Genomic DNA, 26,776 nt, shown 5'->3' on the forward strand with positions numbered 1-26,776 from the left:
CAGTGGCGCGCGGAGGTTCGGGCCGTGCGCCTTGCTCGGGGCCCGACCGCCAAGCGACAAACCGCGATCGAACTGTCTCGAAGGGCAGGTTCTCCCAGGCCGCTCACACGGGCGGGGACAGGCCGGGGGTGCTGGTGATGACCCAGCGGGCGGGGCAGGCGATCGCTTGCAGGCGCATGAAGGCCTCGCTGCGGGCGATCATCTGCTCGCCCTCGGAGCCGCCGATCCAGGTGCCGAGGCGGAGGCGGGCGGCGGAGGCGGCGAGGGGCATGTCGGCGGCGTCGAAGGCGTCGGCGGCGGCGCTCAGGGCCGGGACGACGGCGTCGGCCGGGGCGTCGCGCAGGGCCAGCGAGGCGGCGTCGAGGAGGGCGGCGGAGGCGAGGGCGCCGGCGTTGCCGATCTGGCGCAGGGCGTCGGCGTCGGCGGCGGCGGCGAGCAGGTAGGGCTCGCGGGCGACGTCCACACCTGACCTTTCGGCCATGGCCAATGCGACCTGTCCGTGGAGACTGATGAAGTTGGCGCGCTGGTTCTTGGTGAACGCCGCGCCGCCGGCCCCCAGGGTCGCGCCGACGCGCTCGACCTCGGCCCAGGCGACCGCGACCTCGCCGGCGTACTGGGCGCAGTGGGCCTCGATCATCGAGGCGCGCAGGCCGGCGGCCGAGCCGGCGGCGACGTTGCCGAGGCGGACGGCGCGGGCGACCACCTCGCGGGCGTCGGACGGGGCGTCGGCGGCGAGGAGGACGAGGGCGCTGTAGTAGGCGGCGACGAACTCGACGATGGAGTCGCCGGTCTGCTGGGCCTGCTCGCTCATGACTGCGCTGCGCAGGGCGATCGCCCGCAGCTCGCCGCGCGACTCGAGCACGCTCATGAGCATGACCGCGCCGAAGTTGCACTCCCAGGCGATGTTGCTGCAGCGCTGGCGCAGGTGGGTGATGCCGAACTCGAGGTCGCGCATGGCCTCGGGCCAGCGGCCGCGGCTGACGGCGGAGATGCCGTCGAACAGGACCGAGAGGCCGACGATGTAGGGGTCGTCGCGGCGGCCGAGGTAGTCGTCGATGACGGCGCGCAGGCGGGCCAGGGTGGCGGCGTCACCGGCGACCGACCACACCGCGCGGACGATGACCATGCCGCGGACGTGGCGGGCCTCGTCGCCGATGGCGCGGGCGATCGCCGCGCTGCGGGCGGCGAAGTAGGCCGAGCGCACCGGGCTGTGGATGAACAGGCCCTTGGCGGCGGCCCACAGCGCGTCCGACAGCGCGGCCCGCTCGGAGCCTGTCCCCACGGACATGTCGGGCACGGTCCCGCGGAGCAGCGCGCCGACCTCGTTCTGGAACGCGTGCGCCAGCGCCTGGCCGCTGCCGGGGTCTTCGAAGCCTGTCCCCTGGAGCAGGTCCTTGAGGACATCCTCGCCGCGGGCCGTCTCGCCGACGGCGAAGTACTGCTCGCAGGCGCGGACGCGCAGCTCGGCGCGCTGGTTGACGGGCGCCTTCTCGGCGGCGCGGAGGAAGATCGGCGCGGCCTCGAGGCCGAGGCCGACGTCGACCTTGGCGCGGGCGCAGGCTACCATGCGCGGCCACGACTCGGGGGTGCAGCGCAGGGCGAGCTCGTGCAGCTCGGCGGCGCGGGCGAAGGCGAGGGCCTCGGCGGCGGCCTTGCCGGCGCGCTCGGCGTAGGTCGCGGCCCGCTCGCGGTCGCCGGCGGCGAACAGGTGGCGGGCCATGAACTCGGGGTCGGGGCGGCCGAGCTGCAGCGCGGTGTCGGCGAGCAGGCGGTGCAGCTGGCGCGCGCGGTCGGGCGAGAGGCCGCGGACGACCAGGGCGCGGCCGCGGTCGTGCAGCGGCTCGACGCTGGGCGCGTGGTTGCGGCGGCCGAGCTGGACCAGGCGGGCCGCGTGCAGGCGGGCCAGGCGGGCGTGGATGTCGGACGGGTCGCCGAGCGCCCGCGCGAGCAGGCCGGTCGGCAGCGGCGCGCCGGCGGCGGCCACCAGCTCGAGCGCGGCGCGGTCGCCGGAGGCGAGGTTGTCGACCCGCCCCTGGAGACATGTCTCGAAGGACAGCTTCTCGGGGGCGAGGGTGGCGAGGTCGGCGTGGGTGAGCTCGTGGACCAGCGCCTCGAGCACGTAGGAGTCGCCGTGGGCCTCGTCGGCGATCGCCGCGGCCCAGGGCTCGGGCGGCAGGCCAGCGGCGACCAGCAGGGCGCGGGCGGCCGCGTGCGAGTCGCGCTCGTCGAGGCGGCCGACGTCGAGGCGGGCGACGTGGAGCTCGGGCAGCACGCGCAGCTGCAGGCGCTCGAACTCGTGGCGGACCAGCGGCGAGCCGGGCCACTCGGTGTGGTAGGCGACGATCAGCAGCAGCGCCGGGGCGTCGGGCGGGGCCAGCAGCTCGGACAGCAGGCGCACGCTGTCGGCGTCGCTCCAGTGGAAGTCGTCGAGGAACAGGACCAGGCGGCGGCGCGCGGCCAGGGCCGCCAGCAGGCGCTTGAGCGCGGCGAAGGCCTTGCGCCGCGACTCCTGGTCGGACACGCCGGCGCGGGCGCTCTGGGCCAGCTCGCGCACCGCCGACACGCGCTGCAGCACCGGGAACACGCGCGCGAGCTCGCCGGTGTGGGTGCCGAGCAGCGGCGTGAGCTCGAACGGCTCGAGCGCGCCGAGGTGATCGGCGAGGGCGTCGACGAGGCTGTCGAAGGCCTTGAAGGGGACGGTCTCGTGCTGGTAGCAGCGGGCGGTCAGGGCGACGACGTCGCCGCGCGGCTGGAGGGCGCCGAGGAAGCCGTGGACCAGGCCGGTCTTGCCGACGCCCGGTTGACCGCGGAGGTAGACGCAGGCGGTGCGGCCGCGGGCGGCGGCGGCCAGGCCCTCGTCGAGCGCGTCGAGCTCGGCCTTGCGACCGAAGAGGATCGAGCTGCTCGACATCGCCGGCGCGGGGGACAGCGCCGCGCCGCCGCACCACGCCAGCAGCTTGGCCCCCGAGGCGCGCTTCTCCGGGTCGCGGCGGAGCAGCTCGCCGATCAGCGCCGCGAGGTCGTCCGGCAGGCCCGGGCCGCGCGGCGGGGCCGGCTCCTCGCACTGCTTGGCGAGGAAGATCTGGGCGTAGCCGCCGGTGAACGGCAGCTTGCCGGTGAGCGCCTCGTAGAGCATCACGCCGAGGGCGTACCAGTCGCTCGCGGGCGTCGCGAGCTGGCCGGCGCACTGCTCCGGGGACATGTACAGCGGCGTGCCCGCGGGCGTCTCGTTGGGGTTGCTGCGGGCGATCGCGGCGACCAGGCCGAAGTCGAGGATGACGACGCGGCCGCCCGAGGTGACGAGCACGTTCGACGGCTTGAGGTCGCGGTGGAGGAGGCCTTGCTCGTGCAGCGCGGTGACGCCGAGGACGAGCTGGCGGATCAGGGCGCGCAGGCGGCGGTCGCTGTCGGGCGCGCGCACGAGGGCGCGGAGGGCCGTGCACAGGTCGACGCCGCCGACATACTCCATCGTGATGAGCCACAGGTCGCCTTGCGAGTGCAGCTCGTAGAGCGTGACGAGGTTCGGGTGACCGACCTCGGCCATGCTGCGGAACTCGTACTTGAAGCGGTGCAGCTCCGACGGGCCCATGCGCAGCAGCGACTTCACGGCGACGCGCTGGCCCGTGCGCGTGTCGGTCGCCTCGTATACGGCGCCCATGCCGCCGGCGCCGAGCGGGCGCAAGATCCGGTACGGGCCGACCTGGCCGGCCAGTGCGGTCGCCGGCGGCGGCTGCGGACCGGTTCGCTCCATGACGCCCTCCTCGGGAGGGGTGCTCATCGTCGGTGAGAGCGCGAGGTCAGGCAGGATCGCCGTGTTGGCGAATTGGATCGCTACCGCCATGGTCTCGCGAAGACGATCGCCGGCCGCGCGTGGCAGACCGACTTCGGTGCGCGGCTGCTCAGGCGGCGCTTGCACCTGCACGGGGAGCTTCATGGCGGGGGAGCCGCTTGCAGGCTAGCACGGCCGCCCGAGGCCGCGCTCGAGCCTGGCGATCAGTTCGGCGTGCTCGGTCGCGCCATCGGGGCCGCGCGACCGCAGGGCGATCGCCAGGGCCCACCCGAGGTCGAGCGCCGCGCCGCGGGCCGCGGCCGGCCAGTAGGCCGCCTCGCAGCCGGGCCGCAGGCGCAGGGTCCAGTTGGCCGGATCGACCACGCCCGGGGCGTTGTAGATGTCGTGGGCGCCGAACAGGTCGCTCATGAACACGGCCACCTGGCGCGCGGGGCACACCAGCAGATCGGCGAATTTCGCGTGCACGAGGGCGGCGGGGTCCGCGAGCATGCGCGCGCGCAGCGGGTCATCGTCGCTGCGCGACCCCAGACGTCCGCACAAATACGCCGTCTGCGCGGCTGCGAGCGGGGTCTTGTGCCACGAGGCCGCCAGCCGCCAGATCGGCGGGGTGTCGTGGTTGCCGAGCATCACCCAGTCCTCGGGGCGGGCGTTCTCGCTGCGGTAAACATCGTTCGGATTGGTCAGGTCGGCCTTCTGAGTGACCCGGAAGCGCCCCAGGCCGTGGCCCTCCAGCACCCGCTGCAGCGGGTAAGGCTGCGTGCTGAGGACTTCGCACAGCACGTCCTCCATTGCGCGGCCGTGCGCGCGCGCGGCCGCGAGGACGACGTCGAGCTGGGCGCCGTAGCGGACGACCTGCGCGTCGTCGAGCGCGCGGACCCAACCGTCGGCGTGGCGCGGCAGGGCGAGGTCGAGCTGGTCGGCGCGCGCGATCGCGTAGGCCGCCAGGCGCGGATGGTCCGAGAGACATGGCGATTCGAACAGGCGCGCCCCGCCCTGGACGGCGCGGTAGGCGTCGGGCTCGTCCGTGCGGTAGACCCACGGGCACACCAGGCCGTGGGGGTGGTCGACGCGCAGGCCGTCGTAGTCGCGCAGCATCGCGTCGGTGCGGGCGGCCACCAGGCGCAGGGCCGGGCCGAGGTCGCCGGGCCCGCCGTGGTAGAGCCGCGGGTCGAGCACCGGGTAGCCCCACGGCTGGCCGTCCGGGTTGGTGCGGCTCGGCGGCGCGCCCATCGCGTAGCCGGGCAGGAACAGGTCGTGCAGGGCCCAGGTGTCGCCGACGGAGATCCCCACCTGGAGATCGCCGAACAGCCGCAGGGCCGGCAGGCCCGGCCGCGCGGCCAGCTCGGCGCGCAGGGCGGCGTGCTGGCGGGCCAGCAGCAGCTGGCAGAACGCCAGGAACTCGAGCTCGCGCGCGTAGGTCCGCTGCAGACCGGCGCGCCGCGCCGCCGCGGCCTGGGACTTGCTGACCCAAAGTTCCTGGTCTCTCGGCCATGTCCTCCAGTGCGAGCCGTCGAAGCTGACCCGAAGGCCATGTGCTCCGGACCATGTCCCTCCGGTCCGGTAGGCGGTCGACAGGACCTCGTACAGGCCGGCCGGCGCCAGCCAGCCGGCGTGCTCGCGCGCGAAGCCGTCGAAGGCCTCGGCCAGGTCGGCGACCGCGGGGTCGGCGGCGGCGCGGCGGCGGGTGAAGGCGTGCCAGGAGCTGGCGAGGGCGGCGAGCTGGCGCGGCCACGCGGCGGCGTAGTCGGCCCGCTCGGTGACGCCCTGGCGCGGGCGCGGGGGTCGGCCGCGCAGGAGGTCGTCGAGGTCGGCGCGCGGGAGGACGTTGCCGTAGGCGGGGTCGTCGGCGAGCGGGCGCAGGGCGAGCGAGAGGATGTCGCGGGCGAACAGGGCGCCGTCGTACGGCGAGGGGTTGTAGCGCGAGGTCTGGCCCTGCGGGCCGAGCTGCACGCCGGTGAACCCGAGCCGGCGCACGAACGCGAGGAAGGCCCGGCCGCCGCCGCTGTATGGCGAGCCGCGGCCGAGGTCCTCGTCGTCGCTACCCGGGAAAGAGACGTCGTGGATCGACAGCACGAGGTGCCGCTTGCCGAGGATGTCGAGGGCGGCCGCGAGATCTTCGCGGGCGACGGGGCGGTCGTGGGCCGGCATGCCGCGGAAGGGTAGCGAGGGCGCGGCCGCGCGTCACGCGGCGTGGACCGGCCGACGGCCGAACGGCTACCTTCCCCGCGGATGATCGTCACGAACAGGGAGTCCTGGCTGTACTTCATGTTCGCGGCGCGCGGGACGACGCTGTCGCGGATCTGGCGGCGGCTGGCGGTCAACCTGACGTTCGCGCTGGTGATGACGCTGGGCCACATGGAGTACGGCTGGCTCGACGGCCGCGACGTCACGCCGCTGCCGTTTACCCTGATCGGCTTCGTCCTCAGCATCTTCCTCGGCTTCCGCATCAACACCGCCTACGACCGCTACTGGGAGGGCCGGCGGCTGTGGGGCCAGCTGGTCAACACCAGCCGCACCCTGGCCCGGCAGATCCAGACCCTGGTCGGCGCGGGGCCCGGCGACGCGGCGGTGATCGAGCGGCGGCGGCGCCTCATCCACCTGGTGATGGCGTTCCCGCACGCGCTTCGCATGCGCTTGCGCGGCGAGGAGGCGATGGTCGCCGACCTCGGTCCGTTCGTGACCGCCGGCGAGCTCGAGCAATTGAAGCGCGAGCGCAACCGGCCCAACGCGCTGGTCCAGCGCCTGGCCGAGCTGCTCGACGAGGCCTACCGCGCCGAGCTCGTCCATCCGATGCACCTGAGCCTGCTGCATCAATCGCTGACCTCGCTGACCGACATCCAGGGCGGCTGCGAGCGGATCGCCAACACGCCGATCCCGTTCGCCTACCAGGTGCTGCTGCGCCACATCGTCGGCGCCTACTGCTACGCGCTGCCGTTCGGGGTGCTGCTGCCGCTGGGCCTGCTGACGCCGGTGGTGGTGCTGATGATGTCGTACGCGTTCTACGGGCTCGACGCGCTCGGCGAGGAGATCCAGGAGCCGTTCGGCAGCGACCCCAACGACTTGCCGCTGTCGGCGCTGTGCCGCACGATCGAGATCGACCTGCGCCAGCGCCTCGGCGAGGCCGAGCTGCCCGAGTCGGCGCAGCCGCACCACGGTCAGCTGCTCTGAGGGACATGGTTTGAACGACATGTCGCAAGAGACCGGTTTTGTGACGGCCGCCGGGCAGCGGCTCGAGGTCCGGTGGGTCGGGCCGGGGCCGCAGGCGGCGCCGACGCTGGTGCTGTTGCACGAGGGGCTCGGCTGCGTGAGCCTGTGGCGCGACTTCCCCGACCGCCTGGCCGCGGCGACCGGCTGCGGGGCGCTGGTCTACAGCCGCGCCGGCTACGGCCGCTCGCAGACGATCGCGCTGCCGCGGCCGCTCGACTACATGCAGCGCGAGGGCGAGGACGTGGTCGGGCCGCTGCTCGACGCGATGGCGGTGCGCTCGGCGATCCTCGTCGGGCACAGCGACGGCGGGTCGATCGCGCTGGTCCACGCGGCGACCGACCCGCGCGGACGCGTCGCCGGGCTGGTGCTGATGGCGCCGCACGTGTTTTGTGAAGAGGTGTCGGTGCGCAGCATCGCCGCGGCGAAGCGCGAGTTCGAGGCCGGCGAGCTGCGCGCGCGCCTGCAGCGGCACCACGGCGACAACGTCGACGCGGCGTTCCGCGGCTGGTGCGAGGCCTGGCTCGACCCCGAGTTCAGGCGCTGGAACCTCGAGGGCTACCTGCCGCGGGTGACCGCGCCGATCCTGCTGATCCAGGGCGAAGACGACGCGTACGGGACGACCGCGCAGCTGCAGGCGATCGCCCGCGGCGCGGCCGGGCCGGTCGAGACGCTGCTGCTGCCGGGCTGCGGACACAGCCCCTACCGCGAGCGGCCCGACGAGACGCTGGCGGCCTCGGCCCGGTTCGTGCGCGCGCTCGTGGGGTGAGGGGGCGAGTTTTGGACATGTCCATCAGGTCATGCTTGAAAGGGCATGACCTGATGGACATGTCCTTGAGGTCTGGCGCTCGGCCTGGTTGTCTGCCGGGGGCGGCATGACGCCGGCGGCGTACCGAGCGAGCCGCCAGTCGGGCGGCTGTCCGAGGCGACCCCGATATGTGCGGGCGGGGTCCTCGGAGCGGCGCAGCTACGCGAGCGAGCGCAGGAGGACATGGACATGTCCTTCAAGACATGTCCTGGAGGTGTCGATCACTCGTCGAGGCGGAGCGCGCGGTCCTCGGGGCAGCGCAGCGACCAGCGGGCGGCCTCGCCCGGCGGCATGAGGGCGCAGCCGTTGGCGGCGACGGCGGCGGGGGCGTGGTCGACGACGATCTTGCGGCCGCGGTCGAGGTCGAGGACGTGCCAGGCGGCGCCGACCCGGAGCGCGCCGGAGGGGTCGAGCTGGGCGCCGGGGAGCTGCCAGGTGCGGCCGCTGGTGAGATCGTAGGCGAGGACGCGCGGGGCCCCGGGACCGGAGTCGTGGAGGTACCAGCCGTGGGAGGACAGCTCGTTGGTGCCCTCGTAGGGCACGACGGGGCCGACCCACATGCGGCCATCGTCGAGCGAGACGCGGGCGACTCGCGGGCCCTCGGGGCTCTCGACCGCGGCGGGGCGCCACAGGCCTCCGCGGCCGTCGGCGATGGCTTCGGCGAACCAGCCGCGAAAATAGGGGAGCGGCTCGAGGCCGGCCGAGGACCACAGGAAGCGGCCGCGCTCGCCGCAGTTCAGCGTGGACCGACCGAGCCAGACGATGCTGTCGGGGTCGACGGCGCAGCCGCGGGGCAGCGCGTGCTCGCAGCCGTCGGCCGACAACCAGTGCTCGCCGGCGGGCTCGTGCGGGTGCACGGCCTCCCACGCCCAGCCGTCGCGCACTTGCAGCATCGGCGTGACGTCGGGCTCCTCGTCTTTTTTGAAGAAGATCGCTGCGCCGTCGCGGTGGAGGAGCGCGTGGATCGTCTCGACGTGGGTGCCGGCGAGGCAGGTGACGTCGTCGCGGCAGCTCGTGTCGCTCTCGAGCGGGCAGCGGTGCGGCCGGCGAGGGGGCGGGGCCTCGGCGGCGACGATGCCCTCGAAGAGGATCCACCCGGGCTCGGCGAGGGCGATCACGTCGCCGAGCAGGCTCGACGGGACGTAGACGTCGCGCGCGTCGCCGGTGGCGAGATCGTGGACGACGACGCGGTCGGGGCCGACGCGCATGGTCGCGAGCGCGCGGCCGCGGCGGCCGAAGCTGAAGAGGGGCTCGGGTTCGTCGTCGCGCCAGTCGCGGGCGAGCTGGACCCGCTCTCCGGTCTCGGCGTCGAGGAGCCACCACCGCTGGCCGAGCTGGACGACGGCCCAGCGATCGCGCCGATCGTACGCGACGAGGGCGTCGATCGCCTCTCGCGCGCCGCCGACGGTGTCGTGGAGGATGTAGCGAAGCTCCGAGTGAGGCTCGGGTCGGTACGCGAGCACGACGAAGCGGGCGTTGGCGCTCAGCCATTCCAGCTCGTGTCCCTCGCTGTCGGCGAGCGCGATGGTGACGGCGGGCACCTCGGCCGGCTCGCCCGGCGGTCGCTCGATGCATGCCGGGGCGAGCGCTGTCAGGGCGAGGGCGAGACGGGCACGAAACCTCGGCATGCGGGCGGGACAACGCGCGAGCGCGTCGGGTGGATTCCTGCCGAGGCGGACAATTCGCGACGAGGAGCCGACGACGATTGGCAGGATGTCAGAAACTCGCGGTGCGCGTGTACTCGAAGAGCGGGCCCTGAACTCGACCGGTGCGGCGGACGGGTAGCGCTTGCCTGTCGAGCACGGTCGGCGCGGACATGGCTGTCGTGCGGTCTGGAGCGCCGACGAGGCGGCTCTGCGGAGCGTTCGGCGGGGACGAGCGATACGTCCGGCGGCGACAGGCGGCGCGGTGAGATGTCCGAAGGGACAGGTCATGAACGGGCGGGTGATCGAGGGCGAGCCCGGGGGCCGCGGCGAGGGTTTCCGGCGAGGCGCGCGGATCTGCTTCACCGCGGCGCCGCAGATCCGCTATCCTGCCGGCCATGCGCGCAGCTCTTGTCTTGTTGTTCGTGTCTCCGCTGGGTCTCCTCGCCACCACGGCCCACGCCGACGCCTTGCCCGACCCCGACCCGTACATGGCCTGCGAGGAGCAGGAGCTGGGCTCGGCCTGCTTCTCGGAGCTGGGCGACGGCATCTGCGTCGAGATGGACTGCCCCAGCAACCCCGGCCAAAAGTGCGGCTACTGCGACCCCAACGCGACCGCGACGACCAGCGCCGGGACCACGGACACGGGGACGACGGGCGGCAGCGCGGGCACGACGGGCGACACCTCCGGGGGCGCCGTCGGGGCCACGGACGCGAGCTCGAGCGGGAGCGACGGCGGGACCAGCGACGGGACCTCGCCGAAGAAGGAAGAGGGCTGCGGCTGCCGCAGCGACGCGTCGCCCGGCGCGGCGCTCGGGCTGCTCGGGCTCGTCGGGCTGCTCCGCCGGCGCCGGCGCTGAGCCCGGATGTTTTAAGGGACATGCTCGTTGGAGCATGTCCTCGGGGGCATGCTCTCACGAGCATGTCTCTTACGAATCGAAGATGTCCGAACGGTCAGGCGACCTTCTTGGCCGCGGGGCTGGGGCCGCTGGCGCGGCGGCGCAGCTTGTGGATCCCGGGGTTGTAGCAGACGCCGGGCATGCCGAGCATCTGCGGGACGATGCAGCGGTTGCAGCTCTCGCAGGCGGTGCCGGCCGTGTCGGCCGGGCCGGCGGCGGCGAGGAAGCGGCGGGCCAGGTCGGGCTCGGCGTAGAAGGGGCGGCCGATGCCGATCATGTCGGCCTCGCCGCGCGCGAGGATCTCGGCGGCCTCGGCGGGAGTGCGGATGCCTCCGACCGCGAACACCGGGATATTGACGGCCGACTTGACCGCGCGGAAGACGTCGCGGTTCCACACCGGCGAGAACGGGTACTTGCGCGCGGCCAGGAACATGCCGACGTGGACCAGGATGGCGCGCATGCGGCTGCCGGTGGCCTCGAGCAGGCGGCGGCGCAGGCCGGGGTTGTCGAACGAGGCGCGCGGGAACTCGCCGCGGGCGATCGAGGTGTTCGGCAGGGCGTCGGCGACCACCGGCGTGAGCGCGGCGAAGCCGGCGGCCTCGGCCATTCGCGCGATCTCGACGCCCTCGCCGAGGTCGATGCCGCGGCCGACCGGGGTCAGCTCGATGGCGGTGTACTTGAGGAGGACCGGGAAGTCGGCCCCGGCCTCGCGGGCGATGGCCTCGCGGATCTCGCGGACGAAGGTCATGCGCCCGTGGATGTCGCCGCCGTAACGATCGCGGCGGCGGTTGAAGATCGGGCTGAGGAATTGGTGCAGCAGCTTGGCGTTGCTGGCCGCCAGCTGCACGCCGTCGTAGCCGGCCTCACGCGCCCAGGCGGCGACCAGGCCGAAGCGGGCGATCAGCTGCTGGACCTCGTGGGTGCTGAGGACGTGGGTCTGGCTGCGGTGCAGCGCGCGCAGCCACAGCGGCAGCGGGCTGGGGGCGTACGGCGGCGAGCTGCGCACCGGCGCGAACTTGGTGTGCCAGGCCTCGAGCGCGAACAGGCCGCCGTGGCCCAGCTGGGTGACGATCTTGCCGCCCACCTCGTGCACCGCGCGGGTCAGCGGGGCGAGGGCGAGCATGCGCTCGCGTTCGCCGATCGCCGACATGCCCGGCGAGGTCCGACCCTCGGGACAGACGATCGTGTTGCCCTGAATGATGAGTCCGACGCCGGCCGCGGCGTTCGGCACGAAGTGGCGAGCATAGACCGCGGCGGGATCCTCGGCGCCGCCGGCACCTTCGAGCACGGGCGCGCGGTAGAGGCGGTTCTTGAGGCGGAGTGTTCCGAGGTCGATGGGGTCGGTGAGGCGGACGGTGGACATAAGATTAAACCGTTTCCGGGAGCAGCTGGGCCAGAGTGATTTCCACGAGGGCCTCGATGTGCCGGCGCCGCCGCTTGAGCGCGGCCGGCGACAGCACGTCGCGGCGGAACAGGTCGTTGAGCAGCGGCTCGTAGAGGAAGGGCGCGATGATGGCCCCGAACACCGAGACGATGACCTCTTCGAGGCTGCCGAGTGTGCCAGCGACCCGCCGGCCGACGAACGGCTTCAGCGTGTCGACCAGCGGGTGCAGATATTCGTGGGCGACGCGGCGCAGGTGCGGGTCGTTGTTGAGGAGCGCGCGCTGGATCAGCCGCGGGAAGTCGCGCTCCTGCGCGAGGTGGTCGAGGTAGGCGCCGATGACCCGATGAATCCGCTCGCGCGGCGCCCCGGCCTGGTGAAACGCGGCGAGCAGCCGCGTCCGCAGGCCGCTCATCGCCTCGTCGATGACCTTGCGATAGAGGCCCTCTTTGCTGCCGAAGTGATAGCGGACGAGCGCCGGGTTGACGCCAGCCGCGCGCGCGATGTCCCGCACCGAGGCGGCCGCGTAGCCGCCGCGCGAGAACGCCGAGCGCGCCGCCACGAGCAGCGCCTGCGCGGTTCGGTCGCCTCGCTCCTCGCGACCGTCAGGAGTGGTTTTTGCCTCGCCCGAGCTCGACACGCGCACTCCAGTTAATTTGCACAGATGTGTAAGCAGGTCCAGCGGAATTTGTACGCGCGTACAAATGCAAACGGCGTGATACAGTGGCCGTATGCTGCGGTCTGGACTGATTATCGTGGGCGTGGGTGCGGTGGTGTCGGGGTGTGGCTCGTCGGAGGGGATGGCCTCGGCGACCACGACGGGCGTGACGACGGTCAACCTGACGACGACGACGGACACGGGCACGGGCACGAGCGAGGGGCCGCCGACGACGTCCGAGACCGGGTCCGAGACGATCACGACGATGGGGATGACCGGGACGAGCGCGCCGACGTCGACGACGACCGAGGGCTCGACCGAGAGCACGACGACGATGGGCGTCGAGACGATGTCGGCGAGCGAGACGGCGACCGACAGCGAGAGCGGAACCGAGCCGCCGGGGCCGTGCATGCAGGGCGAGATCGTGTGCGAGGACGGCGAGGCGAAGGTGTGCGACGGGATGGGCGGGTTCGAGAGCAGCGAGCCGTGCGATGCCACCTGCGAACCCGGGGTCGGCTGTCTGGCGTGCGTGCCCGACGCCCCGTACTGCGAGGGCGACGTGGCCATGAAGTGCGCGCCGGACGGCCTCGCGGGCGAGGTGGTCGAGGACTGCGACGAGCTGCAGGGGATCTCCTGCAACCCGGACATCGGCCTGTGCGACGGCGCGTGCGTGATCGAGAACCTGCAGCTCAACTACATCGGTTGTGACTACTACCCGACCGTCACGCTACAGCACGACAGCTACAACAGCGGTACGAAGGTGTTCGCGGCGGTGGTCGCCAACACCGCCGACGTGCCCGCGGCGATCACGGTCACCCGCGGGGCGATGCTGATCAAGGAGGAGATGGTCGCGGCCAAGAGCGTCAAGGCGATCACGCTGCCGTGGATCCCCGCGCTCACGAAGGGGCTCGGGCCCTCGGCCGTGGTCGCCGAGGGGGCCTACCGCCTGCGCAGCGACCGCCCCGTCACCGTCTACCAGTACAATCTTCTTTATGCGTCGGCGACCAACGACGCGTCGCTGCTGCTGCCGGTCAACGCGTGGACCGGCGACTACGTGGTCGCCTCGTACCCGCACTTCCCCCAGCTCGACTACCCCGGCTTCTACGCCGTGACCGCGCGCGAGGACGGGACCTCGGTGACTTTGGCGCCGTCGACGACGGGCAACAAGGTGCAGGCGGGCGGCGGGGTCGCGGCCGACGGGACCGGCGTGGTGGTGCTGAACGCCGGCGACGTGCTGCAGGTCGCCAGCGCCCCGGGCGGCGACCTCACCGGCACCGGCATCAGCGCCGACAAGCCGGTCCAGGTCATCGCCGGGCACAAGTGCACCAACGTTCCCACCAACGTCGACGCCTGCGATCACCTCGAGGAGGCGATGTTCCCGTACGAGGCGCTGGCGAAGGAGTACATCGTCGTGCCGCCCGGGCAGTCGCCCAACGGGACGCCCGACCACGGTCAGGTCGTGCGGTTTATCGCGGCCGAGCCGAACACGACCCTGACCTTCGTGCCCGACCAGGGGGTGCCCAAGGTCCTCGCCAAGGCCGGCGACTTCGTCGAGCTGGTGTCGACGACCGCTCGCTTCAAGGTCTCGGCCGACAAGCGGTTCATGGTCGCGCAGTACATGGTCGGCCAGGGCGGCGGCTTCGGCGAGGCCGACCCGTCGATGCTGCTGGCCACCGCCACCGAGCAGTACCGCAAGGACTACCTGTTCCACGCCCCGCCGACCTGGGAGAGCAACTTCGTCGACATCATCCTCAAGAACGGGACGACGGTGGCGGTCGACGGCCAGCCGGTGGTCGCGCCGGTGCAGATCGGGATGACCGGCTACTCGCTGGCCCGCGTGAAGCTGGACGCCGGCCCGCTCGGCGACGGCAACCACACGATCCTCGGCAGCGACCGCGTCGGCATCGGCGTCTACGGCCTGCAGGACTTCGGTAGCTACTGGGTGGTCGGCGGCCTCGACCTCGACCATCTGTAGAAACTTTTTAGAAAGTCCGGGCGACGCTCGCGACCTCGAGCCGAGGTCGTCCGCGTCGCCGAAAAATTCGTCGACGGAATTTTCCGCGTGACTTGACGAAGTGCTGGAGGTGATCGATCCTCTGAAGGCGCGGTCGTCGTTCGGCGCGCGCACCGATCGTCGGACGCCTCGAGGACCTCGAGCGACGACCGGCGGAACGGACTCGAAGCTCGCAAGGCTCGGAGGAGATTCGAAGGGAGTCGCGGAAGCAGCACGGCAGAAGCTCGCGCAAGACGTCGGAAGCAGCGTCGGTCACGGTCCCCGGTCCATCGCTTTACGGACAGCGGACGGAGACGATGCGAATCAGCCAGTGACTCCCCAATGGGAGCCCCCCCATCGCGGGCCCATCGGCACGGCCCAGAATTGCTGCGCCGTTCGCGGCGCCGTGTCCGATGCGGGAGAGATCTGCTCGATTCGCCGTCATGTTGCGATCTGCGTCCTCTGCGCCAGACAGGCCGAGTGCTCCTGCGTGAGCGCCGCACGCGCCCAAAAGCTGTTTCTGCTCGGCATATCGGCCGCTCTGCGGGCCGGCAAAGTCCTTGACGCGGGCCCTGAACGGATGTAGCTACCCAGCAAGTGTTCAGTGCAACGCTTCCTGGGCAACGATGCTAGAGCACTCTTCAGGCTTTCCCCGCGCGCGCTCCCTCCTTCAGACAGAGGCACGTTCGAGCGGTCTAGAACGTACCTCAACCGCCGCGGGGGAGCCTGATGTTTTACCGAATGGGTTGGATGGCGCCCGGCTGAACGCGATTCGCGAGCAGCTCTGCGAGGGTCGCCACGCCGACGTCGTGGCCCAGCACGAGGTCGCCGCGCGCGCCGGCAGCTACGCCGATTGGCCCGCGGGCCTCGACGCGCGGCTGCTGTCGGCGCTGTCGAGGCGGGGCGTGACGCGGCCGTACACGCACCAGGCCGAGGCCATCGCGGCGGCCCGCGGCGGGCAGGACGTCGTGTTGGCGACCTCGACCGCGTCGGGCAAGTCGCTGTGTTTCCACGCGCCGATCGTCCAGGCGGCGCTCGACGACCCGCGGGCGCGAGCGCTGCTGCTGTTCCCGACCAAAGCACTGGCACGCGACCAGGTCCGGAGCCTGCGCGCGCTGGCGGCCGAGGTGGGGCCGGGGCTCATCGGCGCCGGCGCTTATGACGGTGACACACCGCCGGAGGAGCGCAAGGCGGCCCGCACGCGGGCGCACGTGGTGGCGACCAACCCGGACATGCTGCACCGCGGGGTCTTGCCGCACCACGACCGCTGGGCGCCGCTTTTGGCCGAGCTGCGCTACGTCGTGCTCGACGAGCTGCACATGTACCGCGGGGTGTTCGGCAGCCACGTGGCCAACGTGCTGCGCCGGCTGTGGCGCGTGTGCGCGTACCACGGGGCGCGGCCGACCGTCATCTGCTGCTCGGCGACGATCCACAACCCGCGCGAGCTGGCGGCCGCGGTCACCGGCCGGCCCGACTTCGTGCTGGTCGACCGCGACGGGGCGCCGACCGGGCCGCGTACCTTCGTGGTCCTGAACCCGAAGGTCGTCGACCCGGCGACCGGCGTGCGCCGCGACTACCTCAAGGTCACGCGCGCGGTGACGTCGGTGTTCCGCGCCGCGGGCGTGGCGACGCTGGCGTTCTGCCGCACGCGCAAGGCGGTCGAGCTGCTGACCCGCTACCTGCGCGAGGACGAGGCCGGCGTGGCGCCCGGCGAGGCGGTCGGCATGGACGCGGCGGCCCAGGCCCGCGCCGAGCTGGCGAAGAAGAAGATCCGCGGCTACCGCGGCGGCTACCTGCCGGAGCGCCGGCGCGAGGTCGAACAGGCGCTGCAGGACGGCGAGGCGCAGGTGGTGGCGACGACCCACGCGCTCGAGCTCGGGATGGACATCGGCGGGCTCGACGCGGTGGTCCTGGCCGGTTACCCCGGCACCCGGGCGGCGACGCTGCAGCGCTCGGGTCGCGCGGGCCGGCGGCTGTCGCCGTCGCTGACGGCGCTGGTGCTGTCGTCCGACCCGCTCGACCAGTTCATCGCGGCGTCGCCGGAGTTCCTGTTCGACGAGCCGCCCGAGCGGGCGCAGGTCGACCCCGACAACCCGGAGATCCTGATCCCGCACCTGCGCTGCGCGGCCTACGAGCTGCCGATCGTGCTGCCGCCGGGCGAGGCGTCGGAGACGATGGTGTACCCGGGGATCGCGGCGGGCGAGATCGGGCCGGCGCTGGCGTACCTGGCCGAGCGCGGGGCGCTGCACGGCGAGCGCTCGGCCGACGGGGCGGCGCGCTATTTCACCATCGGCGACGCGTTCCCGGCCGACAAGGTCGACCTCCGCGGCGGGCTCGAGGAGAACTTCACGGTGCTCGAGGTGGCCCCCGGGCTGGCGAGCGACGGGCGGCTCCTCGCCGAGGTCGACTTCGAGGACGGGCCGCTCTACCTCCACCCGGGCGCGATCTACTCGATCGAGGGCACGACCTACGAGGTGCTGCGCCTCGACTGGCAGCCGCGCAAGGCGTACGTCCGCGAGGTCAAGGCCACCTACTACACGGAGGCGATCTCGCAGGTGAAGGTCCGCGTGGTCGAACCGATCGCGTCGGATCCGCCGCGCGGCCGCGGGCTCGGCTACGCCCACCTGGTCCGCACCGTGCCGGGCTTCAAGAAGCTGCGCTTCCGCACCCACGAGAACGTCGGCGCCGGCCCGGTCCACCTGCCCGACCTCGAGCTGCACACTCTGGCGGTCCACTTCACGTTCGGCGAGTGGGCGCTGTCGCTGGTGCCCGACCCGGGCCGGCGCGCGGCCGCGGCGCTGGCGATCGGCCACGCGGTCCACCACTGCGCGGCGATGCTGCTGATGTGCGACGTGCACGACCTCGGTCACGCGGTGGTCGCGGGGACGGCCGAGGCCGGTTCCTGGGCGCCGGTGATCGCGGGACGCGGCGGCCGGGTGTCGAGCGACGCGGTGATGCAGGCCGGGGCGTCGCCGTGCCTGCTGCTCTACGACAACCTGCCGGGCGGGGCCGGGCTGGCGACGCAGGCGTATTCGCTGGGGGCCGAGCTGTTCGAGCGGGTGATCGCGGCGGTGTCGAACTGCCGCTGCGCGCGGGGCTGTCCGACCTGCCTCGGGGTCCAGGGCGCGGGCGAGCCGCTCGGGAACCACGGCGGGGAGGTGGTGCGTGGGGCGCCGACCGAGTCGCCGGGGCTGAGGGGGCTCGCCAGCCGGATCGCGGCGATGCAGTCGCTGCCGGGGGCGAATCACACGCCGCGGCCGCCGCAGCCGCGCGAGAGCCTCCGCGCCGACGCGATGGCGCTGCTCCTGGCGCTGCGCGACCGCCTGCGAGGCGCTGCGTGAGCTCGGCGCTGCTCCGGCGGTTCGAGCGGGCGCTCGGGCGCGGCGGGCAGGCGGGGGACGTCGCCGGCACGGAGCCGGCGGGCGGGACAGCCGGGGCATCCGAGGTGCGTACCGGCGCTGCGGATCCACCGGAGCTGCCGAGGTCGGCGGATGGGCTGTCCGAAGGGGCAGGTCGGGTGGCCGGGCTCGGGGTGCGGTCGACGGAGCCGGGAGGCTCGTCGGCCGGGGCTTCGGGAGGTCGTGGTGAGGGGCTGTCTGAAAGGACAGATGATGGCGCGCGACTGGGCTCGGGGCGCAGGTCCGAGGCGGGCGGGGCGCTGCGAGGTCCAGGCGTGGGGTCGTTCGCGGGGCGAGGCGAGCGGCAGAGCGATGGGGCAGGTCGGGGCGGCGCGCAGGGGTTCGCGGCGGGCCGGGAGGATCGAGCGGCGGTCGCCGGGTCGTCGGGGGCGCGAGGCGAGCGGCTGATTGAAGGGACAGGTCGGGGCAGGGAGCAAGAGAGGGCGGTCGCCGGGTCGTCGGGAACGCGGGACAGCGGCCTGACGCGGGGGCATGCCCAGGGCGAGGCTCTGCAGTCTGGGTTCGCAGCGCGAGCTTCGGCGGCGTCGAGAGAGAAGCTGGCCGAAGGGGCAGGTGTGCGGGGTCGACGGGACGACGCGGGCGGGGAGGGGCGGACCGGCGAGGCTCTGCAGTCTGGGTTCGCAGCGCGAGCTTCGGCGGCGTCGAGAGAGAATCTGTCCGAAGGAGCCGGTGCGCGGGGTCGACGGGACGAGGCGGGCGGGGACGGGCCGAACGCGGTCGCCGGGTCGGCGTTGGCGGCGCGGGGAGAGGTGCTGTCCGAAAGGGCAGGTTCGGAGGTGCGGCGGATCGATCCGTGGGTCTCCGGGGTGTACGTGTTGTGGTCGCACCGGGCCCGGCCGACCCGGCCGAAACCTGCAGCGGCGGGCGGCAGGGAGGTTCTCGGCGGGACGAGCGAACGTCGCGGTGAGGACCGGGCGAGCGGGACGGATGCGAGGGGGCCGGGCGACGATTGGCGCGCGCGGCAGCGCGTGGGCGAGAGTCGGGCGAGCGGGCTGGATGTGGGGCGGTTCGGCGACGAATTGCGTGAGCGGGAGGCTTCGCGGCCCGTCGGCGAGAGATGGGCGAGCAGGGGAGAACGGGGGCGGTTCGGCGATGAGCCGGCGGAGGCGACCAGGAGCGCCCGTGAAGTCGAGGACGATGTCGGCGTAGCAGGGCGGGCGCGGTCGCGGGGAGGTTCGCTCGCAGGGGCGACCGGGAGCGCACGCGAAGAGGAGGGCGATGTCGAAGTCGCAGGGGGAGAGCGGCGCTCGCTCGCTGAGCCGCGGGGAGGTTCGCTCGCAGGGGCGACCGGGAGCGCACGTGAAGAGGAGGGCGATGTCGAAGTCGCAGGGGGAGAGCGGCGCTCGCTCGCAGGGCCGCGGGGAGGTTCGCTCGCAGGGGCGACCGGGAGCGCAGGCGAAGTCGAGGGCGGTGTCGAAGCCGCAGGGGGAGAGTGGCGCTCGCTCGCAGGGCCGCGGGGAGGTTCGCTCGCAGGGGCGACCGGGAGCGCACGCGAAGAGGAGAGCGGTGTCGAAGCCGCAGGGGGAGAGCGGCGCTCGCTCGCTGAGCCGCGGGGAGGTTCGCTCGCAGGGGCGACCGGGAGCGCACGCGACGGGGAGGGACAGGGACGCGGGGGGCCGATCGCGGCGTCGCTGGAGGGCAGGCGAGGGACGGCCGCGGTCGCGCAGAGAGAGCAGCCTCGTGACGAGCCGCGGACGCAGGATGGCGCTCGCGCCGAGCCCGTGGCTTCCGCGGTGAGCGAGCGGCCGGCGCTGTGGCGGCGGATGGTGCGGTTCGAGGGCGAGGGCGCGGCGCCGGCGTTGCCGCGGGCCGAGGCGGGGGCGGGGTTCGTCCGCGAGGTCACCCGCTGGCCCTGTCGCGGGGCCCGGCCGCCGCTGCTCGTCGGGCGCGGGCTCGAGCTGCCGGGCCCGGCCGAGTGGCGGGCGGCCTTTCCATGTTTGTATGGACATGTCGATACGGACATGTCCGAGCGGGCAGTATTTCTCGACCTCGAGTCGACCGGGCTCGGGCACGGGGCGGGGACGGTGGCGTTCGTGGTCGGGCTGGCGACCCTCGTCGGCGACGGGTGGCAGATCGAGCAGTGGCTGTTGACGCAGCTGTCGGGCGAGGTGGCGCTGCTGGCCGATCTGGAGGCCCGGGTGCGCGCGCTCGGCGGGCCGCTGGTGACGTTCAACGGCGCGAGCTTCGACCTGCCGCTGCTGCGCGGGCGCCTGCGGCGGTGCGGGCTGCCGACCGACGCGTTCGCCGGGACGCACCTCGACCTGCTGCCGGTGGCGCGCCGGCTGTGGCGCGGGCGCGGGCCCGACTGCCGGCTGACGACGCTCGAGCGGACGCAGCTCGGCGTGCGGCGGGACGGCGACATCGCGGGGCGAGCGATCCCGGAGGTGTTCTGGACGGCGCTCCGCCAGCCGCACGAGGCCCGGGCGCGCGAGGCGGTGCGCCGCGTGGTCGGGCACAACCTCGTCGACGTGCTGACGATGCCGGCGCTGGCCGGGGCGATGGTGCGGACGCTGGCGGCGCCCGGAGACCCGGAACTCGTCGAGCGGGCGGCCGATCACCGGAACGCCATCGGACGTCGGCTCCGGCAAGCGGCGGCGCAGGATGGGGCCCGGCGCACCGGGACGGCCGGTCGGGACGCGGCCGTCCAGTCGCCCCCGGGCGCCAGGACGGCCCAGGACCCGCTTCCGCGGCGAGTTGCGCACCTGGGGTCGTGACACCCGACGCCTCGCGGTGACCCGAAGTTCGGGTCGCACCCGCGTGCGGGGGTGCAGCCAGCGGACCGTGGGGCAGGCCCGCGCGGCCCGCGGGCTCTTAGCAGCGCGGGCGGTCCGTGCTAGCGTGAGAGCCGACGTGAATCGCGCCCGCAGACCCTCGCCACTGGTCCTCGCGCTGTGCCTCTGCGTGAGCGGGTGCATGTCGCTGACACCGCAGCTCCAGCCGACCGACTTCGCCAAGCTCGAGACGATCAAAGATCGGGCCGAGCGCGAGAAGGCGCTCAAGGAGAACTGGGTCTTCCGCCACGAGGAGCCGCAGGGCACCCGCTACACCAAGGGTCTGCACCCGCTGTCGACCAAGCGCAGCTGGCAGTCGCTCGACGCGATCCTCCGCTCCGAGAGGAACAGCGCCGAAGCGCTGCCGTACAAGGAGCTGCGCCGCTCGCGGATCCTCGCGGCGCTGGGGGCGGTCACCGGGCTGCTGTTCATCGCCAGCGGTGCAGCGACCGCGCGCGAAGGCTTCGACTTCCAGAAGTTGAACGGCGCCAACGCGGTGATGCTGGGCAGCGTCCTGGCGACTGTGGGCCTGGCGATCGCGGCCGGCGTGTACTACCGCCGGGCCGAGAAGGGCTACGCCCGCGCGGTCAACATCTACAACGACAGCCTCGGCATGCGCCTCGGGCTGCTGACCCCGAACGGCGATTACATCCCGCCGGCCGACGCCGCGGTGGACGCCGAGGGCTACATCCTCACCGAGGACGCCAACACACGCATCGAGGGGGCGCAGCAGTACCCGGCGCCCGGCCCAGCTCCGGCTCCGGCTCCGGCCGCGCCGGGCCCGACGACGGATACGACGGCGCCGCCGATGAGCGCGCCGCCTCCGACCACCGCGCCGCCCCCGCAGCTGCCGCCGGCGACTTCGCCGCAGCAGGCCGGGTTCCGCCCGCGGCTGGTGCCGCGGCCGGTCGCTCAACCGCCGGTGGACGCGCTGCAGCCTGGGCGCGCGCTGACGCTGCTGCCGCGGCGCTGAGCGGCGGCGGGCGGGACACACAGCGCGACCAGGCCGGTTGTCCGGTGCCGGGACCGCAAAGCGCCAGTGAGGTGCTGCAGCCTGGGCGCTGAGGCGTTGCCGCGGCGGGCGGAACACAGCGCGACCAGACTTCGCCGGCTGGCGCCGCGACCGTCCGCGGCGCTCGGGACACAGCGCGACCAGACTTCGCCGGCTGGCGCCGCGACCGTCCGCGGCGGGTGGGACACAGCGCGACCAGACTTCGCCGGCCGGTTCCGCGACCGTCCGCGCAGGTCTCGGTGGTCGCGCTTGATGATGCGCGGAGGCCGGAAGCGGCCAGGACGCGGCAGGCCCCGCGACGGGACGCGCGGACACGGCAGAGGCGGCGCTGGTCGGCCGCAGCTGCCGCGCTGCCGGCCGCGCGGACACGGCAGAGGCGGCGGTCGGCCGCAGCTGCCGCGCTGCCGGCCGCGTCCCCCGGGACGCGCGGTCGCAGGTCGAACGCGGGACGCTGCGGCGGCGACTCTGCTAAGGTCGCGGCGCATGTCCGCCACCGCCGACTCGCGCGCGCACGACCCCGCCTCGCCGTCCGGGGCCCGTGGCGGTCTTTTCGGACATGTCCGAAAGGCCATGTTGTTCGCCGGCCTGATGGGGCTGGCGGGCGGCTGCAAGGAGCCGACCGGGCCCGAGCGGGAGATCTCGGGGGCCAAGATCTTCGCCCAGAACTGCGCGCGCTGCCACGGGCTCGACGGCAAGGGGCTGCCGGAGGTCGCGGGGGTGCGCGACCTGACCGACCCCGGGTTCATGAGCACGATCAGCGACGAGCGGATGCGGCGATCGATCCGCGGCGGGCGGCCGCCGACCATGCCGAGCTTCCCGCACTTCAGCGAGCCGACGCTCAAGGTGCTGGTCGCCTACGTGCGGACGCTGTCGCAGCCGGAGCTGCAGCTGCCGCCACCGCCTGGTCCTTGAGACATGTCGCGTCCACGATCGGCGAGCGGCGCGGTCGAGGTGGTGTGGCCGGGCAAGTACGGGCCCGACGGCGCGCGCGTCGAGGTGCCGGCGCGGGCGCTGGGGCTGCAGGTCGAGCAGGTGATCGGCGGGGCCGAGGCCGAGCCGACGCGGGCGCCGGGGCTCTTGCTCGGCGGCGACAACCTGCTGGTGATGGACGCGCTGATGCCGACGCACGCCGGGGCGATCGACCTGGTGTACATCGACCCGCCGTTCGCCACGGGCCACGAGTTCGAGCGGACGACGCGGGTCGGGGCCGACGCGGAGGGGCCGGAGCTGCGCTCGCGGGCCTACAGCGACCGCTGGCCGGGCGGGGTCGCGGGGCTGCTGCAGATGCTGGACCCGCGGCTGCGGCGGATCCACCGCCTGCTGGCGCCGCACGGCAGCCTGTACGTGCACGTCGACCCGATCGTCGGCCACGCGGTGAAGCTGCTGCTCGACGAGATCTTCGGGCCGGGTTGTTTTCAGCGCGAGATCGTGTGGCGCGTCGGCTGGGTGTCCGGGTTCAAGGCGCGCGCCAACAACTGGATCCGCAACCACGACCTCATCTACTTCTACGTCAAGGACCCGCAGCGGTTCGTGTTCCACCGCCAGGTCAACCCGCACCCGGCCGAGTACCGGCGGCGCAAGGGCGAGGCCGACCAGCAGGGCGGGGTGCCGGTCGAGGACGTGTGGAACGCGAGCCCGGCCGAGTGGCGGCTGCGCGGGCCGGACTCGCTCGACTCGATCCAGATCAAGAGCTTCTCGCGCGAGAAGACCGGGTGGGCGACGCAGAAGAACGAGAGCTTGCTGCGCCGGATCGTCGCCGCCAGCTCGAACCCGGGCGGGCTGGTGGCCGACTTCTTCTGCGGCGCCGGGACCACTTTGGCGGCCGCGCACGCGCTGGGACGGCGGTGGATCGGCTGTGACAGCGCGGCGGCGGCGGTCGAGCTGGCCCACGCCCGGATGGCCGAAAAGCCAGGTGTGCAATTCGTCCGCGCCGGGCTCGGCGCGGAGGAGCGCCAGATCTGGCTCTCGGGTCAGGTCGAGCCGTGGCCGGCGGCAGCGCTGCGCCTGCGCGGGGCCGAGGCCGTGGCGGGGCCGCTGGCGGGGGTCGCCGGCGAGACTGCAGTATGGGTCGGGCCGCTGGCGGCGGCGGTGACGGCGGCGGAGGTGGCGGAAGCGGCGGCAGCGGCGGCGAGCCTCGGCCTGCGCCGGCTCGAGGTGCTGGGGTGGGCGTGGGCGTTCCCGGCCGGCGCCGAGCTGGCCCCCGGGACAGGTGTGAGCGTGGTCTGTCTGCAGCTGCGGCGCTCGCTGCTCGACCCGCGCTGCCACGCCGGCGATCCGCCGTGGAGCGAGCGGCCGGTGGTGGAGGTGAGGTTCGCGCTCGAGGCGACGGAGACCGGCTTTCGCGCCCGTGCGATGCTGATGGGAGCGCGGTTCTCGGCGCCGACGCGGGCGACGGCGGCGCTGGAGACGACGGGCGATCGACGCGCTGCGATCGAGGCGTGGTCGCTGGCGTTCACGCCGAGCCGCGAGGCGGGACAGGCCGGCGGGTCGCGGACCTTCAGTGAAAATGAAGCCCGGATCGGCGAGGAGGCCCCGCGGGGAGCGAGCGAGACGGAGTGGCCCGCGGAGTCGCGCGGTGTGGAGGCTTCGCGGGGAGCGAGCGAGGCGAAGACGAGGGACCGAGACTCGCGAGTCGAGGCGAGGTCGCCGGTATTCGAGACGAGCGGTGCGACGGTGCGGGTCCACGAGTCGCCGACCGTGGTTGAGTCGCGGACGGACGAGGAGGCTTCGCGGAGAGCGAGCCAGGCGGAGCGGGCGGCGGAGGCGCGGGGCGTGATGAGCCCCTCGCGGGAAGCGAGCGAGGCGGCGCGGGTGGTGGAGACCTCGCAGGAAGCGGGCGAGGCGGAGCGGGCGGCGCCGGAGTCGACCGAGATGCTGTCCGTGCCCTTCGGCGGGGACTCGATGTTTCCGCATCACCCGGTTTTTGCGGCCGCGCGGACGCGGAACCGGCGGGAGCTCGACGTCGACAGCGGGTGGCTCGAGCTCCCGGGGACGGGGCCGTGGACAGCGTGGATCCGCGTGGTGGACGTGCTCGGCGGCGAGACCTGGCACGCCTGGCGCATCGAGCATGTCCGTTGAGACCTTGTCATGAGGGCATGTCCGATCGAGCATGTCCTGGCAGCGCTCACAGGTGACGCTCGAGCGGTCGAGGTGGTTGGAGGCTCGAGGGGGCGGAGGCGGGGGTCGTCGACGGTGGAGTGGTAGGGGCTGCGCAGGCCGTCGGCCATGGGCTCAAGGCCATGTCCTGGAGGGCATGTCCGATCGAGCATGTCCTGGTGGTGCCGGCAGGGTGACGCCGGTGGGGTCTCACGGGCGGTCGAGGTGGTGGTAGGCGTCCAGGGTGCGGAGGCGGGGGTCGTCGACGCGGCCGCCGACGGTGAAGTGGTAGAGGCTGCGCAGGCCGTCGTGTTCGGGCAGGCCGAGCAGGTGGCGCGTGGGCTGGTCGAAGAAGCAGCCGATGCCGGTGGCGGCGATGCCCAGGGCCTCGGCGGCGAGGTAGAGCAGCTGGCCGATCGCGCCGGTCTCCCAGTAGAGGCGGCGGTAGTGGGCCGGGCCCTCGCGCTCGAGCTCGGCGCGGAGGTCGACGAACATGGCGACGGCGAAGGCGCCGTCGGCGGCGATGTCCTGGGCGCAGCTGACGAGGGCGGCCTCGCGGCGGACGTCGCCGGCGCGGAGGGCCACCAGCGGGAGCTCCGCGGGGCATTCGGGCGGCGCCTGCCACGAGGCCTCGGGCAGGGCGGCGCGCCAGCGGGCGACGCGGCCGGGCTCGCGGACCAGCAGGTAGAGGCCGGGGTCGACGCCCTGGACGCGGTGGACCATCAGCGCGAGGTCGACTGCGGGCCGCCACGGCAGGGCGGCGGTCGGCAGTCCCCCGGGCAATGTCTGAAGGAGCATGTCGTAAAAGGCAGGCGCGGTGATGCCGGTGCGACCGTCCATGGCGACGGCGCTGCGCCGGCGGCGGAGCAGCGGCGCGGCCGGGATGTCGAGGTCGCACGCGCGCGGTGCGGCGGGCGGCGGCCACGGGCGCGGGGCCGCGGCGGCGCTCACGGTGGCCGCAACGGCGCTCTCGGTGGCCGCGGCGGCGCTCACGGTGGCCGCGGAGGCGCCCACGGTGGTCGCGGCGGCGGTCGCGGTGGCCGCGGCGATCTCCGGCAAGATCGGCCACTCGTGGTGGCCCTCGCTGAGCTGGTTGGGCTGGCCCTCCAGGGCGGTCGGGGCGAGGCGAAGGACGGCGGGCGCGTCGAGCCGTGGGGGCGCGTCGCCGGGGAGCAGGGCGACGAGGCACTCGGGGTGCTCGGCCTCGACGCCGCGGCCGAGGTCGCCGAGGCCGAGCAGGGCGGCGAGCTCGCGGTCGGGCAGCGGGTCGACGAGGACGGCGCGCCAGCCGTGGAGGGCGGCGGCGAAGGCGAGCGCGGCGACGGCGTGGCCGACGTCGTGGTTGCAGTAGCGGAAGGCCCGCTCGCCGTACTTCCACGCCTCGCGCCAGGCGATCGACGACAGGCCGACGAGGAGGCCGGGGAACCCGAGGGCCTGCCAGGCGCGGGGGTCGAGGGCGGCGCGCCGCTCGAGGCCGTGGAGCAGCGGGGTGTAGTGGTAGAGACCTGGCTCTTCGGACAGGCCGCCCTGCGGGCCGGCGAGCAGGTAGACCTCGGTCGGGTGGAGGTTGCCGCTCGAGGGGTTGACGCGCAGCGACCAGCGCGAGGCGCCGGCCTGCTTCCACGCGGACAGGGCGAAGGCGTGGAAGCACAGCGAGCCGAGCAGGTCGGTGTCGAGCGCGGCAGGGACGGGGCCGGTGCCGCGGAACAGGTCGGCCCAGGTCGGGCCGTGGTCGACGAGACGGGGGTGGACGCGCGGCAGGGCGAAGCGCTCGGCGCCGTCGTAGAGGCGGAACGGGTTGGGCTGGGTGTCCCAGTCGAGGTAGCCGAGCGAGGCGGCGTAACGACCGGGCCGGTGGGCGGTGCGCTCGTGGTAGTCGAGGACGCGCTCGAGGTCGCTCGGCATCGGCGAGAGTATAGTGGAGCCGGCACGCCGGCGCTCGCGCGAGGTGAGGTGCTCGTTCGGGGATGTCCCATGGGACATGCGATGCGGAGCGCGGCAGTCTGCAAGCGGGCGCGCGGGACTGGGGCGTGGTTCGCGGCCGGCGAGCCCTCGCCGGACGTGCAGGCCGAGTCGACGCGGAGCGCCGCGGAGTTCGACGC

General features: G+C 73.6%; 15 protein-coding genes. 9 read left to right on the top strand and 6 right to left on the bottom strand.

Annotation, left to right across the window (positions count from 1 at the left end):
- Positions 1–103: 103 nt before the first annotated feature.
- Positions 104–3,841: a serine/threonine-protein kinase gene (locus tag O0S08_RS08545; RefSeq protein WP_269038539.1), complete on the bottom strand. Its 3,738-nt coding sequence runs from the start codon at positions 3,839–3,841 to the stop codon at positions 104–106.
- Positions 3,842–3,955: 114 nt separating this feature from the next.
- The gene (locus tag O0S08_RS08550) at positions 3,956–5,938 is read right to left on the bottom strand and encodes a 4-alpha-glucanotransferase (RefSeq protein WP_269038540.1); all 1,983 of its coding nucleotides are present in this window, start codon (positions 5,936–5,938) and stop codon (positions 3,956–3,958) included.
- Positions 5,939–6,019: 81 nt separating this feature from the next.
- Between O0S08_RS08550 and O0S08_RS08555 the strand changes: the two genes are divergently transcribed.
- Together O0S08_RS08555 and O0S08_RS08560 are read left to right on the top strand one after the other, a co-directional pair.
- Positions 6,020–6,958 (top strand): bestrophin family protein, encoded by a 939-nt coding sequence (locus O0S08_RS08555; protein WP_269038541.1) that lies wholly within the window; start codon positions 6,020–6,022, stop codon positions 6,956–6,958.
- Between the two features lie 19 nt (positions 6,959–6,977).
- On the top strand, positions 6,978–7,763 hold the full coding sequence (locus tag O0S08_RS08560) for an alpha/beta fold hydrolase (protein ID WP_269038542.1): 786 nt from the start codon (positions 6,978–6,980) through the stop codon (positions 7,761–7,763).
- A gap of 260 nt (positions 7,764–8,023) precedes the next feature.
- Here the strand turns inward: O0S08_RS08560 and O0S08_RS08565 are convergent, their stop codons facing one another.
- A complete protein-coding gene (locus O0S08_RS08565) occupies positions 8,024–9,430 on the bottom strand; it encodes a hypothetical protein (RefSeq protein WP_269038543.1) in 1,407 nt (468 codons plus the stop codon).
- Between the two features lie 413 nt (positions 9,431–9,843).
- On the opposite strand from O0S08_RS08565, the gene O0S08_RS08570 reads away from it, so the two are divergent.
- The gene (locus tag O0S08_RS08570; protein ID WP_269038544.1) at positions 9,844–10,305 is read left to right on the top strand and encodes an MYXO-CTERM sorting domain-containing protein; all 462 of its coding nucleotides are present in this window, start codon (positions 9,844–9,846) and stop codon (positions 10,303–10,305) included.
- Positions 10,306–10,399: 94 nt separating this feature from the next.
- Here O0S08_RS08570 and O0S08_RS08575 read toward each other — a convergent pair whose 3' ends face one another.
- Positions 10,400–11,707, bottom strand: a complete 1,308-nt coding sequence (locus O0S08_RS08575) for an oxidoreductase (RefSeq protein WP_269038545.1) — start codon at positions 11,705–11,707, stop codon at positions 10,400–10,402.
- A gap of 4 nt (positions 11,708–11,711) precedes the next feature.
- Positions 11,712–12,794 carry a TetR/AcrR family transcriptional regulator gene (locus tag O0S08_RS08580; protein ID WP_269038546.1) on the bottom strand — a complete coding sequence of 361 codons (1,083 nt, stop codon included), beginning with the start codon at positions 12,792–12,794 and terminating at the stop codon, positions 11,712–11,714.
- On the opposite strand from O0S08_RS08580, the gene O0S08_RS08585 reads away from it, so the two are divergent.
- The 6 genes from O0S08_RS08585 (at position 12,793) to O0S08_RS08610 (ending at position 24,656) form a co-directional block, all read left to right on the top strand.
- Entirely contained in the window at positions 12,793–14,358 is a 1,566-nt protein-coding gene (locus tag O0S08_RS08585; RefSeq protein WP_269038547.1) for an IgGFc-binding protein, read from the top strand. The genes O0S08_RS08580 and O0S08_RS08585 overlap by 2 nt on opposite strands.
- An 827-nt stretch (positions 14,359–15,185) precedes the next feature.
- Positions 15,186–17,717, top strand: a complete 2,532-nt coding sequence (locus O0S08_RS08590; RefSeq protein ID WP_269038548.1) for a DEAD/DEAH box helicase — start codon at positions 15,186–15,188, stop codon at positions 17,715–17,717.
- A gap of 1,799 nt (positions 17,718–19,516) precedes the next feature.
- Positions 19,517–20,509: a ribonuclease H-like domain-containing protein gene (locus O0S08_RS08595; RefSeq protein ID WP_269038549.1), complete on the top strand. Its 993-nt coding sequence runs from the start codon at positions 19,517–19,519 to the stop codon at positions 20,507–20,509.
- A 199-nt stretch (positions 20,510–20,708) separates the two neighbouring features.
- Positions 20,709–21,539 carry a hypothetical protein gene (locus O0S08_RS08600; RefSeq protein ID WP_269038550.1) on the top strand — a complete coding sequence of 277 codons (831 nt, stop codon included), beginning with the start codon at positions 20,709–20,711 and terminating at the stop codon, positions 21,537–21,539.
- Between the two features lie 522 nt (positions 21,540–22,061).
- Positions 22,062–22,490 carry a c-type cytochrome gene (locus O0S08_RS08605; protein ID WP_269038551.1) on the top strand — a complete coding sequence of 143 codons (429 nt, stop codon included), beginning with the start codon at positions 22,062–22,064 and terminating at the stop codon, positions 22,488–22,490.
- Positions 22,491–22,493: 3 nt separating this feature from the next.
- Positions 22,494–24,656, top strand: coding sequence for a DNA methyltransferase (locus O0S08_RS08610; protein ID WP_269038552.1), 2,163 nt, complete (start codon positions 22,494–22,496; stop codon positions 24,654–24,656).
- A 228-nt stretch (positions 24,657–24,884) separates the two neighbouring features.
- Here the strand turns inward: O0S08_RS08610 and O0S08_RS08615 are convergent, their stop codons facing one another.
- Positions 24,885–26,579 carry a SagB/ThcOx family dehydrogenase gene (locus O0S08_RS08615; RefSeq protein ID WP_269038553.1) on the bottom strand — a complete coding sequence of 565 codons (1,695 nt, stop codon included), beginning with the start codon at positions 26,577–26,579 and terminating at the stop codon, positions 24,885–24,887.
- Between the last annotated feature and the right edge of the window lie 197 nt (positions 26,580–26,776).

Source organism: Nannocystis punicea, assembly GCF_026965555.1.
GTDB classification, from domain to species: domain Bacteria; phylum Myxococcota_A; class Polyangia; order Nannocystales; family Nannocystaceae; genus Nannocystis; species Nannocystis punicea.

Bases quoted from the DNA above. Each gene is read 5' to 3' on its own strand.
- O0S08_RS08615 (WP_269038553.1), bottom strand. From the start codon at position 26,579: ATGCCGAGCGACCTCGAGCGCGTCCTCGACTACCACGAGCGCACCGCC.
- O0S08_RS08585 (WP_269038547.1), top strand. From the start codon at position 12,793: ATGCAGGGCGAGATCGTGTGCGAGGACGGCGAGGCGAAGGTGTGCGAC.
- O0S08_RS08550 (WP_269038540.1), bottom strand. From the start codon at position 5,938: ATGCCGGCCCACGACCGCCCCGTCGCCCGCGAAGATCTCGCGGCCGCC.
- O0S08_RS08580 (WP_269038546.1), bottom strand. From the start codon at position 12,794: ATGCACGGCCCCGGCGGCTCGGTTCCGCTCTCGCTGTCGGTCGCCGTC.
- O0S08_RS08570 (WP_269038544.1), top strand. From the start codon at position 9,844: ATGCGCGCAGCTCTTGTCTTGTTGTTCGTGTCTCCGCTGGGTCTCCTC.
- O0S08_RS08605 (WP_269038551.1), top strand. From the start codon at position 22,062: ATGTCCGCCACCGCCGACTCGCGCGCGCACGACCCCGCCTCGCCGTCC.
- O0S08_RS08565 (WP_269038543.1), bottom strand. From the start codon at position 9,430: ATGCCGAGGTTTCGTGCCCGTCTCGCCCTCGCCCTGACAGCGCTCGCC.
- O0S08_RS08560 (WP_269038542.1), top strand. From the start codon at position 6,978: ATGTCGCAAGAGACCGGTTTTGTGACGGCCGCCGGGCAGCGGCTCGAG.
- O0S08_RS08610 (WP_269038552.1), top strand. From the start codon at position 22,494: ATGTCGCGTCCACGATCGGCGAGCGGCGCGGTCGAGGTGGTGTGGCCG.
- O0S08_RS08575 (WP_269038545.1), bottom strand. From the start codon at position 11,707: ATGTCCACCGTCCGCCTCACCGACCCCATCGACCTCGGAACACTCCGC.
- O0S08_RS08545 (WP_269038539.1), bottom strand. From the start codon at position 3,841: ATGGCGGTAGCGATCCAATTCGCCAACACGGCGATCCTGCCTGACCTC.
- O0S08_RS08600 (WP_269038550.1), top strand. From the start codon at position 20,709: ATGTCGCTGACACCGCAGCTCCAGCCGACCGACTTCGCCAAGCTCGAG.
- O0S08_RS08555 (WP_269038541.1), top strand. From the start codon at position 6,020: ATGATCGTCACGAACAGGGAGTCCTGGCTGTACTTCATGTTCGCGGCG.